Source organism: Jeotgalibacillus sp. R-1-5s-1 (assembly GCF_004405105.1).
Lineage (GTDB): Bacteria > Bacillota > Bacilli > Bacillales > Jeotgalibacillaceae > Jeotgalibacillus.
Map to the genome: position 1 here is coordinate 248707 of NZ_SORW01000028.1, position 17624 is coordinate 266330.

The following is a 17624-nucleotide window of genomic DNA, read 5'->3' on the forward strand; positions in this document are numbered from 1 at the left end:
AATATAGAGGCAGGTGTGAAAGTTGAGAGAGAAATCAAAAGAGCAGCCTCAGGAACAGCCTGAGTTTTTATATGAAGCGGATGAGATTAAAAAAGCAGAGCTTCTTTCCATTATGATGGGATATGGTGAATCAGAAAAACCTGAAGCTGTCAGTCATGTACTGAGTCAATCCGATCAGAAGCGCGATATCATAAAGGCATTTATCCGTTATGGTGAATCGAATCCTCCCGAAGGCCCTTCCATGAAAGTGTCTGCATTTGCAGAGGATCAGGAGCTTCATCAATCCATTCAATCATTACCCTACACACAGAAAGTACTTGTTTTACTAACTTCATTTTACCCCATTACAGATGCTGATGCAGCTGCCTATATTGGTATTTCTGAAGAACAGGTCAAGGTTGAAAAGCAGGAAGCGTATCATACCCTGGCTGAAAGCACGAACACTGAGCAGGATCAGATACCTGCTATGCTGACATTTTTAAATAAAGCCTATAAAAAAGTGCCTTTGACCTTGCAGCAGCAGGATTTCACCGCTGTTGATCAAGCGGGCAGCACAAGTGAGACAAAAGCAAAGGGTAAGAACTGGCCAGCTGTTACGACCGCAGCTGTCATATTACTGGCCGGAGGTCTTGCATTTGCCCTGAATGACCCGATTCCGGAAGAAACAGAAAGAACAGCCGCAGCGAATGAAGAGCGGGAGGAAGAGGAAGAGTTTATTATTCCTGAAGAAGAAATTGATGTTGCTAATCAGGAACTTGAAAATAAGAAAGAAGAATTGGTTGTGCAGTTAGGCCTCTCTGCTGAAGAAGTGAATCAGTTACCAGTGGTTGAAATGGCGAAGGGTCAACTGATGCATTTGGAATACCTGAACGAGCAAAACGATCCGTATTATTCAAATCTAAGTGAAGAAGAGTTAAGACAGGAAATTGATGTGATCAAAGACTCTGCCTTACTATCGATTGCGCCTCCGCTTTCGTTTTTAAATCCGGACCTGCCTATGTATAATCAGTGGCTACCTGAAAAAGATCTGTATACAACATCAGATGTAGCGACAGCTTTCTTCCATGATTATGCCCAGTCTCTACGTGTCGTTTATGAGGAAAAACTGAATGCACAAAGAGAAGAAATGGCGCCTTGGAGCAGGTCTTATTTTAAAGAAAGTGAGCTGCCGGAGGATGAACGGGTACTGAGAGAAAAAATCCGCGAAAATGGATTTGATTTTGAATATGATTTTGATCAGAACCGTTTTCATGTAATGATAGGCGGTGAAAATTTCGATACCGCCATCATGTCACTCGATCCTGTTTTTCAACAGGTTTTAAATAATTTACCTGAGCTGAATTTAGGAATTTACGGTGAACTTCATCACAGCGGTACGCAATCCCCAGATGATCATTTAAAGGCACTTCTTAAAATAGATGAAAATATAAATTTTTTGCATGAATCATCTCCAGACATGTCAGACCCATTCACAAGTTCAAGCTTTTTGTTTAGCAGTCTGAACCAGTTCGAGATGCTTTTTGCTCAATATATATCGGGAAGTCCTGAAAAAATGATTTTTGAAAACGGCTTCTTAAAAGAGGACGTCAAACAATCCTGGGAGAAAGTGCTGGCAGATGAAAGTTTGAAAGGAAAAGAAATATATAAGGTAGTCGACTTTCAATACAGGCTATTAAAAAACAATAACTTTGAACTTCTGCGTGGAATAGAAAATACGAGTTTTTTGTTATATCCCGATATCAGGCATTGGTATCATTTTAATGGCAATTCCACATTTGTTGATTTTCCGCTTGAGCACTATCACGGTAAGGTCTATGAACTATATACAACACCTGAGAACCGGAACATGTTGTCTGTATTGCAGGCAGAACAGATTGCGATGCTTTATCTAAACAGTATTAAGATGCAGGATACAGAAGTACTATACTCATTTTTTGAACCAACAGATAAGTTACCTTCATTAGAGGAGTTTCAGACATTGGTGCCACCGGATATTCTAGGGAAGCTTGAGCTTGACCGAATGAATAATATTTATGTCAACTCGACTGGCTCTAATGACAGTCTGTCTGTAAATGTGGAAAAAAACGATGGCACGATGCTGATCATTACAATGGTCAAAACTGATGAGGGTTATAAAGTGAAATTTACAAGTGATCAAATGTTTAACCGTTATTAATTGATGAAGAGGTCGCTTCGTTTTAATCTGAAGTGACCTTTTTAATGTGCAGGGAGTGATTGGGTGCTTACACCTCAAAAGGAACTGAATGACTTTTTGTTTGCGATGGGGCTTTCGTTTGAGGAGCGCGGGCGCCTGTTTAAGGAAATGGATCAGGACAAAACACAGAAAGCTCATTTGAAATGGCTTTTGAATCAGATAGAAGCCATTCCCGTTTCAGAAGAGGGAAAAGATGAGTTTATTCATTATGAAGATCAGGAACTGTGGCTGGAAATCATCAGGCTGCCAATGAAAATGAGGGCGGCGATTGTTTTATTTTACATAGTTGATCTGGATGAGTTTGAGATCAGCGAAATGACGGCAGATAAAGAAGAAGCTTTGTCTTTGCTCACGGATCAGCTCCGTATGAATCGGGGTTATGACGTTTCGGCTGACCAGATGGAAAAAATGCTGCTGCTGATAGCAAAGGTAATTAAGAATCGTGAAACAGAGACGTTTGAAGTCGAGCCGGTCAGGACAGAACCTCTAGTGGAGAAAAAATCCAACAGGATGATTTATTTTACGGGGGCAGCGATATTGCTGCTTTCAATCGTTATCGCTTTTCTGACGAACGAGCCTGCTGAAAACACTGCAGAACCGGCAACGATTCGTTTACCGGATTCAATGGAAAGCGAAATGCAGGAGATGACAAGGTTAAAGGAATCTGTTTTTCAATCTCATATGACGAAAACAGGGCTGAATGAGGAAGATTTGAAATCAATTGATTTTTTTGCCCCTTTTTACAATGAATATGACAGTATTGTTAATGCCATCGGACAGGCTGAGGCAGCGTTTGAGCTTGAAGGGGTCAGAATGCAGATGGAGCGGCTGATCACAATGGGGGATTATGTCTACAACACACCGATCGAAAGATTTGATCAGAATATAGCTGACATACAAGGGGAATCAGATTTTGAAAGGCAGAAGCAGGCAGGGGATGCCCTGAATATTTTCATTGATGCAACGGAGGGAATGCAGGCGTTATATCAGAAGAAAATAGATGAATACACTTATGAACTTGACCAGCTTTCAGGAGGGAATCTGTCTGAGTATTCCCCTTCAAGGGAAACTCAGGAGTTGATTGATGTCATTGGTCAAAATGGGTTTGAAGTTGTCATTTTACCGGCTGAAAAAGAGTACAAGGTGGAGTATGGCGGAGACAAATTCAAGGAGGCTGCCGGTGATCAGTTAAATGCTGCCTCTATTTCTTTACTTTATGAACAGGCTTCACTTCCTTATGTACAGGATGGTGAATCGGATCTTTCCTATGACCAGATGGCACGAAAATTACTGCTGTCTGAAGAAATATTGTCAGGGCTGGCTGGCAGAAACATCGTGACGGATGATTATTTGCTGCAGCATACTCAGCTTTTTCATGAGTTTTTGGATAAGCTGAGTGATGGAGAAAATCGGCTTTCATCAGAGGTCCGTAAAGTTTGGGAAAGTATGATCAAAACTGAAAATCTTAAAGAATCGACGACTGCCAGGTATATAGCCACCATTTATGAAGAACTTGAAGCGGAAAATTTTATCATTAATCCAGAAACAAGCGAGATCATTCATCGGTATACACAGGCGCCGGCCGTTTATCGTGTGAGGGAGAATGAAAATTACTTCCCGCTAAATCAGACGCCTATGTTCGAAAAAGCTAATATGATCGCAACTTTTCAGGATGAACTTGATGTCAAACCTCTGCTTCCGGATCAGGTGATTCAGGTTTATATTCAAACGATCCTGACTTCTGAAAAAGAGGCAGCCTATTTTCTGGCTGACACGGCACTTTCATATGAGGAATTTGAAAATCAACCATGGCAGGTGCCAAGCTTTCAGGCGGATGGGCTCATTGAATTTATAACTCATTATGATTCTGACAATGCTGCAAGGATTACGGCAGTTCACACTGACGGTTCTGAATATCCGTTCGAACTCGTTCAGAAGGATGGTCGATGGCAGCCAGTTTTCGATCCGGCTCATTTGACATGGTTTTGATTTAATCTCTCAACTATGATATAATCAATAATTGCGTGAAAACGATAAAAAATAATTGGTTATAGGAGAGATTTCCATGTCTACAAAATTCGAAGCAGGACAAGAACTAAAAGGTAAAGTAACAGGCATTCAGGCATACGGTGCGTTCGTTGCACTTGATGAAGATACACAAGGTCTGGTTCACATTTCAGAAATTACTCACGGTTACGTAAACGACATCAACGACCACCTTTCAGTTGGTCAGGAAGTAAACGTAAAAGTTCTTTCTGTTGACGAGAAAGCTGGAAAGTACAGCCTTTCAATCCGTGCAACTGAAGAAGCACCAGAAAAGCCACAGCGTAAAGAACGCCGTGCACCACAAGCTTCAAAAGCTGTATCTCACACAGAAGATACAACTGGCTTCAACAGCCTGAAAGACAAGCTTCAAGAGTGGATCGACCAGTCTGACATGAAGCGCTAATTTTTTTACTGAAAAACCGGGGCTATTGCTCTGGTTTTTTCTTTTGCGGGGGACGGAGCGCCCGTTCTTTTTTTCAAAAAGGAACGGGCGCTCCGTCCCCCTATTTCTTGAGTCGCAGCAGCCCGTTCTTTTTCATCCTATATTGCAGATTCTGGCGGCTCATGCCCAGTGCGTCTGCTGTTTTGGTAATGTTGTGGTCATGGTATTGGAGCGATTTCTGAATATAGTAGGATTCTGCCTCCTGCAGGAATGCATCGAGTGTTTGTGAGGCTTTGCCTTCTTTGACCATAAAGGCTGAGCTGTCGAGCACTGGAGCGGGACTTGCCGGGTCATCAAATTTCAGCCTGAAGTAGTGGGGAAGGTGAGTGAATTCTATCTGCTGGTCATTCCCGAGTGCGAACATGGAAGCTTCCATGACATGTTCAAGTTCACGGACATTTCCAGGCCAGTCGTAGGAAGAAAATAGATGAAGCACTTCCTCGCTTACGTCCTTGACTGAAGTCTGGAATCTGGCGTTGAAATCCTCAATAAAATATTCTGTCAGTTCTTTCATATCCTCCAGGCGTTCTCTGAGTGAAGGAACAAAAATCGTCCGTTCGCTTACGGTGTAATAAAGGTCCTTCATCAGTAAACCATCCTGTACAGCATCAATCGGATCCTGACTCAGTGTCAGGATAAAAAACTGTTTCAGGCTTTCGCCACTCCGTTTTTGTTTCTCACTGATAAGATGCTGATTCAGGAGCTCCTGCCATTTAAGCTCCAGATATTCAACATGCCCCATAAAATAAGTTACCGGTTCATTTGATGGTTCATTCATTTCGCTGAAGAAGCGGTCAATGCTTTCTGAGGAAGCGGTTCTGAAATCTATCGCATGAAATGCATCGTGCTGATAGCCGCGTTCAAGATGAATGCTTTGCGCCAGGAGCTCCTTGCCGCTTCCCGCTTCCCCGCACAGCAGCAGAAAATCATTCGCGTGTGCGGCCTTTTTTCCTTCAAAAATCATTTGTGCAACTAAAGGCGTGCTTCCGGTCCAATGGTCAAAGGAAGAAAGTGTTGGCGGCTTTGTATCTTTAGTTTGGCCAACCTGCCTCAGCTCTCTTGCCATCTCAATCGCACCTGCAATTTCTCCGTTGACGATAATAGGGAAGGTATCATTCAGCGTCATAATCTCATGGCCATTTACATTAAAGTAGGACTGTCTGACGTTCAAAATTGGTTTTTTGGATGCGAGGGCCTGCAAAAGCGTGCTCCGTTCATCCGGGTGAAATTGAAAAATATCCTGCAGCCTTTTGTCGAGAAGATCAATATCATTCATCGCTTCCATTTCACGCATTTTCTGGTTGTAAAAAATCGTTCGCCCGTTCGGATCGACCACGTGAATGCCGCGATCAATCTGGTCCAGCATGGCAGAAACAAATTCCGTGCTGATCACAGTCCCTCTGTGTGATTTCATCTAACCACCCCTTGTTAAATCATTGATCATGTATTCATCTATTTGAAATTAAGAATTTTTAAATGACTGAAAAGAAAAAATACTTGAAAAATGCAATCATCTTTTGCATTATTATATATGTAAGGGTTTTCTAACTGCAAATATTTTTTGCACTGTACCCAATAACATTTATATATAGGAGGTTTACTTATGATTCCTTACAAGCATGAGCCATTCGTTGATTTTTCCGTGAAGGAAAACAAGAAAGCATTTGAAGAGGGTCTTAAAACGGTTGAAGGTTACTTAGGTCAGGATTATCCGTTAATTATTGATGGTCAGAGAGTCGTGACTGAAGATAAAATTGTCTCTTATAACCCGGCTAAGAAAGATGAAGTCATCGGACGGGTATCCAAAGCAAATCAGGAGCTTGCTGAAAAAGCGATGCAGGCAGCTGAAGAAGCATTCAAATCATGGAGAAAAGTAAAACCTGAAATCCGTGCAGATATTTTGTTCCGTGCTGCTGCCATTGTGCGCCGCCGCAAACATGAATTCTCAGCATTGCTTGTAAAGGAAGCAGGTAAGCCTTGGAATGAGGCGGATGCTGATACAGCAGAAGCCATTGATTTCCTTGAATATTATGGCCGTGAAATGCGCGCCATGAAAGACGGCAAGAAAGTGGAAAGCCGTCCTGGTGAGTTTAACCGTTATGATTACATTCCATTAGGAGTGGGCGTTGTTATCTCTCCATGGAACTTCGCGTTTGCCATTATGGCTGGAACAGCTGTGGCTGCTGTCGTGACAGGGAACACAGTTCTTCTTAAGCCGGCCTCAACAACACCGGTTGTTGCTGCAAAATTTGTTGAAGTAATGGAGGAAGCAGGCCTTCCTAAAGGTGTTTTGAATTATATTCCTGGAAGCGGAAAAGAAGTGGGAGACTACCTGGTTGACCACCCGAAAACACGCTTCATCTCTTTCACTGGATCACGTGATGTAGGAACGCGTATTTATGAGCGTGCTGCGAAAGTACACCCAGGTCAGATCTGGCTGAAGCGCGTCATTGCTGAAATGGGCGGTAAGGATACAATCGTTGTGGATAAAGACGCAGACCTTGAACTGGCTGCTCAGTCTATCGTGAAGTCTGCATTCGGCTTCAGCGGACAGAAATGTTCAGCATGTTCACGTGCCGTTGTGCTTGAAGAAGTTTACGACCAGGTACTTGAGCGCGTAGTTGAACTGACGAAAGAACTTTCTGTAGGTGAAACGAAGACGCCTGATACATTTATGGGGCCGGTTATTGATCAGGCTGCATTTGATAAAATCATGAGCTATATTGAAATCGGGAAAGAAGAAGGCCGTCTCGTTGCAGGCGGAGAAGGCGATGACAAGAAAGGCTATTTCGTGAAGCCGACTGTATTCGCTGATCTTGCACCGGACGCGCGTCTGATGCAGGAAGAAATCTTCGGACCGGTTGTTGGATTTACAAAGGCGAAGGATTTTGATCATGCCCTTGAAATCGCAAATAACACTGAATACGGCCTGACAGGTGCTGTTATTACCAATAACCGCATGAATCAGGAAAAAGCACGTGAAGATTTCCACGTTGGAAACCTTTATTTCAACCGTGGATGTACAGGTGCGATTGTTGGATACCAGCCATTTGGTGGATTCAACATGTCAGGAACAGACTCAAAAGCGGGTGGCCCTGATTACCTGACGCTTCACATGCAGGCAAAAACAACTTCAGAAATGCTGTAAAGGATGATGCCGGCCGGCAAGAGATGATAAAGCGGGAGGAATTCCCGTAAAAGGGAAACTGCCTTTTTCCTCTCTTCCAGCCGGCTCTTCTCATATTCAGGAAAGAATCGCTTTGTTATATAATGAAACCAGAACAACTAAAGGAGTGTGCAACATGGTGACATCAACATCAACGTCAATTATTGAAAAAACGGAACGCTTCGGCGCAAATAACTATCATCCACTGCCAATCGTCATCTCAGAGGCTGAAGGGGTATGGGTAAAAGATCCGGAAGGTAATAAATATATGGATATGCTGAGTGCATACTCGGCTGTTAACCAGGGGCACAGACACCCGAAAATCATCCAGGCGCTGAAGGACCAGGCGGACAAAGTGACGCTTACTTCCCGTGCATTCCATAATGATCAGCTTGCACCATGGTATGAACTCATCTGCGAATTGTCAGGAAAAGAAATGGCTCTTCCAATGAATACCGGAGCTGAAGCGGTTGAAACAGCTGTTAAAACAGCAAGACGCTGGGCTTACGAAGTAAAAGGTGTGGAAAAGGATCGTGCTGAGATTATTGCCTGCCACGGGAACTTCCACGGCCGTACCATGACAGCCGTGTCCCTTTCATCAGAAGCGGAATATCAGCGCGGATTTGGTCCTATGCTTCCAGGAATCAAACTTGTACCTTACGGAGATCTGGATGCTTTGAAAGAAGCGATCACACCAAATACAGCAGCCTTTTTAATTGAGCCGATCCAGGGGGAAGCTGGAATTGTTTTTCCGCCAAAAGGTTTCCTGAAAGCAGCGCGTGAGCTGTGTAAAGAGCACAATGTTTTATTTATTGCAGACGAAATCCAGGCCGGTCTTTGCCGTTCAGGAAAAATGTTTGCCTGCGAATGGGAAGATGTAGATCCTGATATGTACATTCTCGGCAAAGCACTTGGAGGCGGTGTATTCCCGATTTCTTGTGTTGTGGCAGATAAAGAAGTACTTGGCGTTTTTAACCCTGGCTCACACGGCTCAACATTCGGTGGTAACCCAATGGCATGTGCCGTATCTATTGCTTCACTGAATGTATTGCGCGATGAAAATCTTGCCGACCGCTCACTTGAGCTTGGTACGTACTTCATGGAAGCGCTGCGTAAAATCGATAACCCGATCATCAAAGAAGTGCGTGGAAGCGGACTGTTTATCGGGATGGAATTGAATGAACCTGCACGTAAATATTGTGAGGAATTAAAGCAGCAGGGACTGCTTTGCAAAGAGACGCATGATACGGTGATCCGATTTGCACCGCCGCTTGTGATTTCTAAAGAAGAACTGGATTGGGCGATCGAAAAAATCACAGCTGTTCTTTCCTAACTTTCTTCTTAAAATCATCGTCTAATGAGTTGGGTTATGTTACAATTATGCCGATTCACACTAATTGAAATAAAAGAGGCGAACAATAATCATGGCAGAAAATTTGAATCTCTTTACGTCTACGCAAGAGGTTATTCACGAAGCACTGACTAAAATGGGGTATGATGACGCTGTTTACGAATTAATGAAAGAGCCAATGCGTCTTCTGACTGTACGTATGCCTGTCAGAATGGATGACGGAAGTACACGTGTTTTCACGGGTTACCGTGCACAGCACAACGATTCTGTCGGACCGACTAAAGGTGGAGTACGTTTTCATCCGGATGTGGATGAAGAGGAAGTAAAAGCACTTTCAATGTGGATGACATTAAAATGTGGAATCGTTGACCTCCCTTACGGTGGAGGGAAAGGCGGTATCATTTGTGATCCGAGAACAATGTCAATGGGAGAGCTTGAACGCCTGAGCCGTGCCTATGTGCGCGCGATCAGTCAGATTGTAGGACCTACAAAGGACATACCTGCGCCTGACGTGTATACAAACTCTCAGATTATGGCTTGGATGATGGATGAATACAGCCGTATTGATGAATTTAACAACCCTGGATTTATTACAGGGAAGCCAATCGTTCTTGGTGGATCCCAGGGGCGTGAAAAAGCGACTGCCCAGGGTGTAACCATCTGTATTGAACAGGCTGCTAAAAAACGAGGTATTGATATTAAAGGCGCGCGTGTTGTTGTGCAGGGTTTTGGTAATGCAGGAAGCTTCCTTGCGAAATTCATGCATGATGCAGGCGCTAAAGTCATTGCGATTTCAGATGCACATGGCGCCATTCATGATCCGGACGGTCTTGATATCGATTATCTACTTGACCGCCGCGACAGTTTTGGTACCGTCACAACATTATTTGAAAACACGCTGACAAACAATGAACTGCTTGAAATTGAATGTGATATTCTCGTTCCTGCAGCCGTATCTAATCAGATCACGTCTCAAAACGTTGATAACATCAAAGCAAGCATCATAGTAGAAGCAGCAAATGGACCAACAACCATCGAAGCAACTAACCGCCTTAATGAGCGGGGTGTCCTTCTTGTACCTGACGTTCTGGCAAGTGCCGGCGGTGTTACCGTATCTTATTTCGAATGGGTACAAAACAACCAGGGCTACTACTGGACAGAAGAAGAAGTTAACGAGAAGCTCGAAAAGAAACTCGTTGACGCCTTTAACCAGGTATACGACCTCGCCCAAAGCAGACGCGTCAACATGCGCCTCGCAGCCTACATGGTCGGCGTAAGAAAATCAGCCGAAGCCAGCCGATTCAGAGGCTGGGTATAAAGAAAAGCGAAACCGGGCGTTTAGGGACGTACAAACTGGACTGTCCTCGACGAAGATAAAGGAAACACGGCGAACGAAGAGAGCCGATGTTGACTTATCGAACGAGAGGACGGGAAGTTTGCTAGTCCCTGCCCGGTGTAGCTGGACACAAAGAAAAGCGGAAGTTCGCGTTTAGCTGCGTATGCGGTGGACTGACCCCAACAATCAAAACACCTCAAAATCGATTTCGATTTTGAGGTGTTTTTTGTACAATGTGACTGCCTGATTATCGTACAGGTTCCGGTTCGCGTTCTGTACGGATCACACGTTCATCATCCGTTTTGAACAGAAGGCCAAGGTTGATCAGACCGGCGATTCCGACCAGGCCGTAAATCACCCGTGAAATAGCTGAGTCCTGTCCCCCGAAAAGGGCCGCTACTGCATCAAATTGGAAGAATCCGATAAGTCCCCAGTTTAAAGCACCGATAATCGTCAACACTAATGCAATTCGCTGAATGGCACTCATTTTAACGCCTCCTTTTTATCAGGGTCGTTTGTAGTTTGTCCTGAGCGGGTAAGAATATTCGCGAGCATCTTCTTTGCATTCATTGTATGAATAGATGATAATATTGGATGGAAAAAGGAAATGTGACGAGCAGTAATGCTGTTTGTACAAATGTTTTAGGAGGCGGAATTGATGGAAACATTTACGTTTTATAACCCGACAAAACTGATCTTTGGTAAAGACCAGGTGGAGCAATTAAAAGAACAGGTTCCGCAATATGGCAATAAAGTGCTTCTCGTTTATGGCGGAGGGAGCATTAAGAGAAATGGATTATATGATCAGGTGACAGGCCTGCTTAAGGAAATCGGAGCTGAGGTTCATGAATTATCAGGTGTTGAACCGAACCCGCGCTTAACGACTGCAGAAAAAGGAATCAAGATTTGTAAGGATGAAGGAATTGAATTCATTTTAGCAGTAGGAGGCGGAAGTGTTATTGACTGCACGAAGCTGATTGCTGCTGGTGCAAAATATGATGGAGAAGCTTGGGATCTCGTAACGAAAAAGGCTTTTGCTAAAGAAGCGCTGCCATTCGGTACAGTTTTAACGCTTGCGGCAACAGGTTCTGAAATGAACGCAGGATCCGTTATTACAAATGCTGAAACGCAGGAAAAATACGGCTGGGGAAGCCCTGTAACATTCCCGAAATTCTCTATTCTTGATCCTCAAAATACATTTACTGTACCACAGGATCAGACGATTTATGGAATTGTGGATATGATGTCTCATCTATTCGAGCAGTACTACCACAACACAAAAAATACGCCTGTGCAGGATCAACTGATCGAGGGTGTACTTCGTACAGTCATTGAAACGGCTCCAAAGCTTGTCAATGATCTTGAAAATTACGAGCTGCGTGAAACAATCCTTTACTGTGGTACACTTGCGCTGAATGGAATGCTTCAGATGGGCTACAGAGGAGACTGGGCTTCTCACAACATTGAGCATGCGGTATCTGCTGTGTATGACATTCCTCATGCCGGCGGTCTGGCAATTCTGTTCCCTAACTGGATGAAGCATAACCTTGAAGTCAACGAAGCACGTTTTGCTCAAATGGCAGTTCGTGTATTCGGCGTTGATCCTGAAGGTAAATCCGATCGTCAAATCGGAGAAGAAGGGATCGAGCGTCTGCGTCAGTTCTGGACTGAAATCGGTGCACCGTCGACACTTGCTGATTACGAAATCGGAGATGACAAAATCGACGTCATGGCTGATAAAGCAATGATAAACGGCGAATTCGGTAACTTCAAAAAGCTTAACAAAGAAGATGTCGTTCAGATTCTGACAGCATCACTATAAAACCAACGTAATGATTAAGCGGGTGAAGATAGAAAATCTCACCGGACGTTTTCAAAAAAGAGGGTATTTCACTTTAAAGTGATACCCTCTTTTTTATACGTGTGGATATTTTTCAATTGTATCCGTTTACATACGGGACCTTTCTTGATAATCAAAACAACATCATATAAAGTGTAAACAGATAACTACAAAAAACGGAGGATAAACGATATGACTTCAATTCGTTTTGATTACTCAAACGCGCTGGATTTTTTCGGCGAACATGAATTAACGTATTTACAGGATACAGTGAAACAGGCTCACCACACTCTTCATGAAGGAACGGGTGCAGGAAGTGACTTTTTAGGATGGATTGACCTTCCGGTTAACTATGATAAAGAGGAATTTGCCCGCATTCAAAAGTCTGCTGAAAAAATCCGCAAGGACTCTGACGTTCTTTTAGTCGTTGGAATCGGCGGTTCATACCTTGGAGCACGTGCCGCACTGGAAATGCTGAACCACAGCTTTTACAATGCACTGTCTAAAGAGCAGCGTAAATCTCCACAAGTGCTATTTGTAGGAAACAATATCAGCTCCACTTATATGAGAGATCTGATGGACCTGCTTGAAGGGAAGGATTTCTCCATTAACGTCATTTCGAAATCTGGCACGACGACAGAACCTGCAATCGCGTTCCGTATCTTCAGAAAGCTGCTTGAAGAAAAGTACGGAAAAGAAGAAGCGAAGTCACGTATTTATGCGACAACGGATAAAGCAAAGGGCGCACTGAAAACATTAGCTTCTGAAGAGGGTTTTGAAACATTTGTTGTACCTGATGATGTGGGTGGACGTTACTCTGTACTGACTGCAGTAGGTCTTCTGCCAATTGCAGCAGCCGGCATTGATATTGAAGCGATGATGAAAGGTGCGGCAGATGCACGTGAAGAATACAGTTCTTCAGAGCTTTCTGAAAACGGGGCTTATCAGTATGCAGCGATTCGTAACATCCTTTATAACAAAGGGAAAACAATCGAGATGCTCATTAACTATGAGCCAGGTCTTCAGTATTTCAATGAGTGGTGGAAGCAGCTGTTTGGTGAAAGTGAAGGAAAAGACTTAAAAGGTATTTTCCCTGCATCAGCCAACTTCTCAACAGACCTGCACTCTCTTGGACAGTACGTTCAGGAAGGTAGACGCGATCTGTTTGAAACTGTTGTGAAAGTTGCAAAGTCACGTCACGAGTTAACGATTGAAGAAGCGGACAGCGACCTTGACGGACTGAACTATCTCGCGGGTGAGACGGTTGATTTTGTAAACAATAAAGCATTCCAGGGAACACTGCTTGCTCATAATGACGGAGGTGTACCGAACCTGATTGTGGAAATCGATGAAATGGATGCCTACAATTTTGGTTACCTTGTGTATTTCTTTGAAAAAGCATGTGCGATGAGCGGTTATCTGCTTGGCGTAAATCCATTTGATCAGCCTGGTGTAGAAGCATACAAAGTCAACATGTTTGCGCTTCTTGGTAAGCCTGGGTTTGAAGAGAAAAAAGCTGAGTTGGAGAAGCGTTTGAAATAATTTCCTATGTAAAATCGTGCCGGGCACATCTTACACTCCGTGCCCGGCACTTTTGGATTTTTTTAAGAAACGCAATCAAATGTAATCAAGATAGAATGAACATCCTGACAATAAGCTGACTTCGGTCAGTTTTTTTGTTTTTTCAAAGGAAAGTACTCAGAGTGGTGGTGTTACATGAATCGGGGGATGCGGGGTAAGCTAGGTTAAAAAGGAGTGGTTGCTGTGCATGCTTATTCATCTGATCTTGAAGGGAAAGTTTTTCCATTGTATTTACTTGAAGAAAAATTAAAGCCTGAAGGATTCGCTATTGGTGGCGGATGGGATTATGATCATGGAAGCTTTGATTATCCCTTGGAGCTTGAAGGTACTTATGTTCATTTAAGGCTTCCTTTTAAGCCGGTTTCAGGAGAGTTGGACAGACAGGAGGCGTATGTGGAATTCAGGCAGCCTTTTCTGCTTGCCCATCAGTACCAGGATGATGTTGATATTGAGGCTTCTTCAGGAAATATCCAGGCTTCATTTAATCAGTTTCAGTCACCGGTTGATGAGGATGCAACGCTCTCTTCTGCTTATGTAGCTGAAGGAGAGCGTATTTTGAGAAGAGTGGAGGATATTCTTTCTTAATGATCCCTTACTTCCATGACTAGGGCGTTCCCAAGTACTTGTTTTGACTCAATCAGTTTATCTGCTCCTGCTGTCAGTGCGTGATCTGATAAATGACCGGAAACGAGCTCGGCAATGCACAAGGCGGATGGGTTCATTCTTTTTGCTGATAATATCGTTAAAATCGTCTGTGCATCAGCCGCTTCCTCATTTAAATGCTGGTCAGCCGTAATGACAACTGATTTCGCGAATGGCATTCCTGCCCGTTCTAATACGCCGGGTGAATGGGGAACACCATGGATAAATCTTACATGCGACAGGTGAAGCAGAGGGTGTACGGATAACGAAAAGTCGATTAACACGATGGGCTGATTGCCTAATTGATCAATTAAATAATAGGATCGTGCATTCCACCCTATTATGATCGTGTGGTTTGTGCAGTTTGTTTTGAGTGAACCTGATTCGACCTTTGTCTGCCTGTTCAGCATAAAGGAAGCGGCAGTAAAGAAATAGGCAGAGATCAGTCCTGCGCCTATCAACATTGTGAAGACAGCAAGCATTCTCCCGGGTGCAGAGGAAGGGACCAGGTCTCCGTACCCGACTGTTGAAATTGTAATGAAAACCCACCAGAATCCGTCCGTAACTGTTGGGAATGTTTCAGGCTCGATTAAATGAATGATGGAACCTGAAGCTGCAACGAGCAGGATGACGGCTGTCAGTAAGAATAACCATCTTGGCAATCTGCCGATCTCAGGAATGTGCAACTTAATCACCTCATGTCCAGTATGGCCCGGAAGGTGAAAAAACTTTCAATTAATACTTGAAAGGCTGGAGGCAGAGCGGTAAAATAAAAAATGTCGCGGGGCTATAGTTCAGCGGGAGAATGCTTCGCTGGCAGCGAAGAGGTCAGGGGTTCGAATCCCCTTAGCTCCATACCCGACTCAGCATTGGTGTCTGAGGATTTTCAATACAAAAAAGGCTTCGGGGGATTCCCTGAAGCCTTTTTTGTATGTGATAGTTATGTTTGTTTATCTGGTCTCAATCTCAGCACCTGCTACATGCTCGAGTGCAACGATGTATTCATATAATTCAGTAACTGTACTTTTACTCGAAATAGCGGCGTGTAATTCAATCATGTGAAGGTGATCACGTGTATCCTTCAGTCTAATCTGATCAATTTTAACGTGATGCTGTCTCAAAGCTTCAAGAATTTGTTTTCCTTTAGAAGCATCATTGAGCATAACTTTCAGATAGATTTCTCTTTCCCTGAATCTCGCCGGCCCTGTCCATTTGAAGATAACAGGAAGAAATTCCACGCTGATGATAATCAGGATCACGCCGAGAATTGCCTCGATGAAAAATCCGGCACCAACGGCAATGCCTACTCCGGCAGCGCCCCAAATAATAGCGGCAGTCGTTAGCCCTGAAATTGTATCATTGCCTTTGTGGAGAATAACGCCTGCTCCGAGAAAACCGATACCTGAGACGATCTGCGCCGCAAGTCTTAGTGGATCCATTGTAATATTTACGTCCGGGTCACCGCTGAATGTATAGGCGGATTCAATGGAAACGATCGTCAGTAAACAGCTTACAATTGATATGACCAACGATGTTTTCATGCCGACCGGTTTTCTTTTTAATTCCCGTTCAATCCCGATCACGAGTCCGAGTATAGCAGTGAGTCCAAGCTTTACGAAGATCAGTTCATCATATACCACAGGACATTCCTCCTTTTCTGATAGAAACGGGAATGAAATCAGCGTAATATAAGTTATGTCTTACTATTATTATAACTCGTCAAAGGAGATTTCACTATGCCGCCCAAAGCAGGTCTTGCATCACTGGCAATCATCGTCGGTGTCATAACCGTTTCATTTTCAGCCATTCTCGTAAAACTGTCTGCCGGTGAGCCGGGCGTTATTGCTTTTTACCGGATGTTTTTCAGCGCTTTAATTTTGATGCCATTCTTCCTTGTAAAAGAAGCAGCAAAACTTAAGGATCTCACTCGAAAAGACTGGGTGCTGACATGCATCGCCGGAATCTTTTTGGCTTTCCATTTTATTTTATGGTTCGAATCTCTTCAATATACATCGGTTGCAAGCTCTACCGTCCTTGTTACGATGCAACCCCTGTTTGCCTTTGTGGGTGCTTACTTTTTCTTTGGAGAACGGTTCACACCCGGTGCTGTCGTGGCAGCTGTCATTGCGATCTCCGGCAGTGTGGTGATCGGGTTTGGTGATTTCAGAGTAAGTGGACTGGCGTTGTGGGGGGATGTATTAGCGCTTGTTTCCTGCGCGCTCGTTACTGCGTACTTACTCTTCGGGCAAAGTGTAAGAAAAAGATTGTCTCTGCTCACTTATACATTTATTCTCTACAGTATCAGTTCTATTGTCTTGTTGGTTTATGTTCTTTTAAAGGGTGAATCTCTCGGTCCTTTTCCGCAACAGGAATGGATATTGTTTATCTCTTTAGCGGTATTACCGACACTTCTCGGTCATTCATTATTTAACTGGTCGATCAAGTGGGTAAGTACAACGGTGATTTCTATGGCCATACTGTTCGAACCTGTGGGAGCAACCATCTTTGCCTATCTGATATTAAACGAAGGAATTACTCTATCCCAGACGATTGGTGGTTCAATCATTTTAGCCGGTCTTGGTTCGTTTATTCTATCAATGAGGAAAACAAAAAAGCCGATTAAAAATTAGTATGGCGTTACCATCACGTCTGTTTTATAATTAGACTCTTCTAAAATAGCGCCCGGCAGTGGATTTTTTCAAAGTTTTGATCGGGATAAAAGTTTTTTTGAAAAAGTATATTAAAAGTGTTGCACAACGAAAAAATGCGTGATATATTATTACCTGTCCTTAAGAAAGCCGGACAACATCAACACAGAAAAAGACAACTTGAAAAGTTGAAAAAAGTGTTGACACGAAAGGCTTCAGGATGTAAGATGATTAAGTCGCTTGATTGGAAAAACAAGCACTTTTGCAAGATTGAACCTTGAAAACTAAACAACCAAACGTCAACGTTTAAGATTTTAAGTCTTTTTCGAATAAAAAAGACAATGAGCTTTTCAAACA

At 43.4% G+C, this 17624-nt stretch carries 14 protein-coding genes and 1 tRNA gene; 11 read left to right on the plus strand and 4 right to left on the minus strand.

Annotation, left to right across the window (positions count from 1 at the left end; all coding sequences use genetic code 11):
* Nucleotides 1-22 precede the first annotated feature (22 nt).
* From E2491_RS12340 to yugI, 3 genes are all read left to right on the plus strand, one after another.
* Nucleotides 23-2176, plus strand: a complete 2154-nt coding sequence (locus E2491_RS12340) for a hypothetical protein (RefSeq protein ID WP_134375946.1) — start codon at nucleotides 23-25, stop codon at nucleotides 2174-2176.
* A 63-nt stretch (nucleotides 2177-2239) separates the two neighbouring features.
* Nucleotides 2240-4204: a hypothetical protein gene (locus tag E2491_RS12345; RefSeq protein ID WP_134375947.1), complete on the plus strand. Its 1965-nt coding sequence runs from the start codon at nucleotides 2240-2242 to the stop codon at nucleotides 4202-4204.
* A gap of 76 nt (nucleotides 4205-4280) precedes the next feature.
* Entirely contained in the window at nucleotides 4281-4664 is a 384-nt protein-coding gene (yugI, locus tag E2491_RS12350; protein ID WP_134375948.1) for a S1 domain-containing post-transcriptional regulator GSP13, read from the plus strand.
* A 100-nt stretch (nucleotides 4665-4764) separates the two neighbouring features.
* Here the strand turns inward: yugI and E2491_RS12355 are convergent, their stop codons facing one another.
* On the minus strand, nucleotides 4765-6117 hold the full coding sequence (locus E2491_RS12355; protein WP_134375949.1) for an AAA-type ATPase lid domain-containing protein: 1353 nt from the start codon (nucleotides 6115-6117) through the stop codon (nucleotides 4765-4767).
* Nucleotides 6118-6306: 189 nt separating this feature from the next.
* On the opposite strand from E2491_RS12355, the gene pruA reads away from it, so the two are divergent.
* The 3 genes from pruA to E2491_RS12370 all read left to right on the plus strand — a co-directional run bounded on the left by pruA (nucleotide 6307) and on the right by E2491_RS12370 (nucleotide 10538).
* Nucleotides 6307-7851 carry an L-glutamate gamma-semialdehyde dehydrogenase gene (pruA, locus tag E2491_RS12360; RefSeq protein WP_134375950.1) on the plus strand — a complete coding sequence of 515 codons (1545 nt, stop codon included), beginning with the start codon at nucleotides 6307-6309 and terminating at the stop codon, nucleotides 7849-7851.
* A gap of 154 nt (nucleotides 7852-8005) precedes the next feature.
* Nucleotides 8006-9202 carry an ornithine--oxo-acid transaminase gene (locus tag E2491_RS12365; protein WP_134375951.1) on the plus strand — a complete coding sequence of 399 codons (1197 nt, stop codon included), beginning with the start codon at nucleotides 8006-8008 and terminating at the stop codon, nucleotides 9200-9202.
* Nucleotides 9203-9293: 91 nt separating this feature from the next.
* The gene (locus tag E2491_RS12370; protein WP_134375952.1) at nucleotides 9294-10538 is read left to right on the plus strand and encodes a Glu/Leu/Phe/Val family dehydrogenase; all 1245 of its coding nucleotides are present in this window, start codon (nucleotides 9294-9296) and stop codon (nucleotides 10536-10538) included.
* A gap of 265 nt (nucleotides 10539-10803) precedes the next feature.
* Here the strand turns inward: E2491_RS12370 and E2491_RS12375 are convergent, their stop codons facing one another.
* Nucleotides 10804-11043 carry a DUF378 domain-containing protein gene (locus tag E2491_RS12375; RefSeq protein ID WP_134375953.1) on the minus strand — a complete coding sequence of 80 codons (240 nt, stop codon included), beginning with the start codon at nucleotides 11041-11043 and terminating at the stop codon, nucleotides 10804-10806.
* 171 nt (nucleotides 11044-11214) lie between these two features.
* On the opposite strand from E2491_RS12375, the gene E2491_RS12380 reads away from it, so the two are divergent.
* From E2491_RS12380 to E2491_RS12390, 3 genes are all read left to right on the plus strand, one after another.
* Complete coding sequence (locus tag E2491_RS12380) at nucleotides 11215-12378, plus strand: iron-containing alcohol dehydrogenase (protein ID WP_134375954.1); 1164 nt, start codon at nucleotides 11215-11217, stop codon at nucleotides 12376-12378.
* 210 nt (nucleotides 12379-12588) lie between these two features.
* The gene (locus tag E2491_RS12385; protein WP_134375955.1) at nucleotides 12589-13938 is read left to right on the plus strand and encodes a glucose-6-phosphate isomerase; all 1350 of its coding nucleotides are present in this window, start codon (nucleotides 12589-12591) and stop codon (nucleotides 13936-13938) included.
* A 222-nt stretch (nucleotides 13939-14160) separates the two neighbouring features.
* Complete coding sequence (locus tag E2491_RS12390) at nucleotides 14161-14562, plus strand: YugN family protein (protein WP_134375956.1); 402 nt, start codon at nucleotides 14161-14163, stop codon at nucleotides 14560-14562.
* On the opposite strand, the gene E2491_RS12395 is transcribed toward E2491_RS12390, so the two are convergent.
* A complete protein-coding gene (locus tag E2491_RS12395) occupies nucleotides 14559-15305 on the minus strand; it encodes an ion channel (RefSeq protein ID WP_166805873.1) in 747 nt (248 codons plus the stop codon). The two genes, E2491_RS12390 and E2491_RS12395, sit on opposite strands and share 4 nt — an antisense overlap.
* A 97-nt stretch (nucleotides 15306-15402) precedes the next feature.
* On the opposite strand from E2491_RS12395, the gene E2491_RS12400 reads away from it, so the two are divergent.
* Nucleotides 15403-15474, plus strand: a tRNA-Ala gene (locus E2491_RS12400).
* Between the two features lie 95 nt (nucleotides 15475-15569).
* Here the strand turns inward: E2491_RS12400 and E2491_RS12405 are convergent.
* Nucleotides 15570-16259, minus strand: coding sequence for an MgtC/SapB family protein (locus E2491_RS12405; protein WP_134375958.1), 690 nt, complete (start codon nucleotides 16257-16259; stop codon nucleotides 15570-15572).
* 96 nt (nucleotides 16260-16355) lie between these two features.
* On the opposite strand from E2491_RS12405, the gene E2491_RS12410 reads away from it, so the two are divergent.
* Nucleotides 16356-17249 carry a DMT family transporter gene (locus E2491_RS12410; RefSeq protein ID WP_134375959.1) on the plus strand — a complete coding sequence of 298 codons (894 nt, stop codon included), beginning with the start codon at nucleotides 16356-16358 and terminating at the stop codon, nucleotides 17247-17249.
* Nucleotides 17250-17624 lie beyond the last annotated feature (375 nt).

What these genes read in the sequence shown, in the direction of transcription:
- yugI (WP_134375948.1), top strand. Translation starts at nt 4,281, where the DNA reads ATGTCTACAAAATTCGAAGCAGGACAAGAACTAAAAGGTAAAGTAACA.
- E2491_RS12355 (WP_134375949.1), bottom strand. Translation starts at nt 6,117, where the DNA reads ATGAAATCACACAGAGGGACTGTGATCAGCACGGAATTTGTTTCTGCC.
- pruA (WP_134375950.1), top strand. Translation starts at nt 6,307, where the DNA reads ATGATTCCTTACAAGCATGAGCCATTCGTTGATTTTTCCGTGAAGGAA.
- E2491_RS12365 (WP_134375951.1), top strand. Translation starts at nt 8,006, where the DNA reads ATGGTGACATCAACATCAACGTCAATTATTGAAAAAACGGAACGCTTC.
- E2491_RS12370 (WP_134375952.1), top strand. Translation starts at nt 9,294, where the DNA reads ATGGCAGAAAATTTGAATCTCTTTACGTCTACGCAAGAGGTTATTCAC.
- E2491_RS12375 (WP_134375953.1), bottom strand. Translation starts at nt 11,043, where the DNA reads ATGAGTGCCATTCAGCGAATTGCATTAGTGTTGACGATTATCGGTGCT.
- E2491_RS12380 (WP_134375954.1), top strand. Translation starts at nt 11,215, where the DNA reads ATGGAAACATTTACGTTTTATAACCCGACAAAACTGATCTTTGGTAAA.
- E2491_RS12385 (WP_134375955.1), top strand. Translation starts at nt 12,589, where the DNA reads ATGACTTCAATTCGTTTTGATTACTCAAACGCGCTGGATTTTTTCGGC.
- E2491_RS12410 (WP_134375959.1), top strand. Translation starts at nt 16,356, where the DNA reads ATGCCGCCCAAAGCAGGTCTTGCATCACTGGCAATCATCGTCGGTGTC.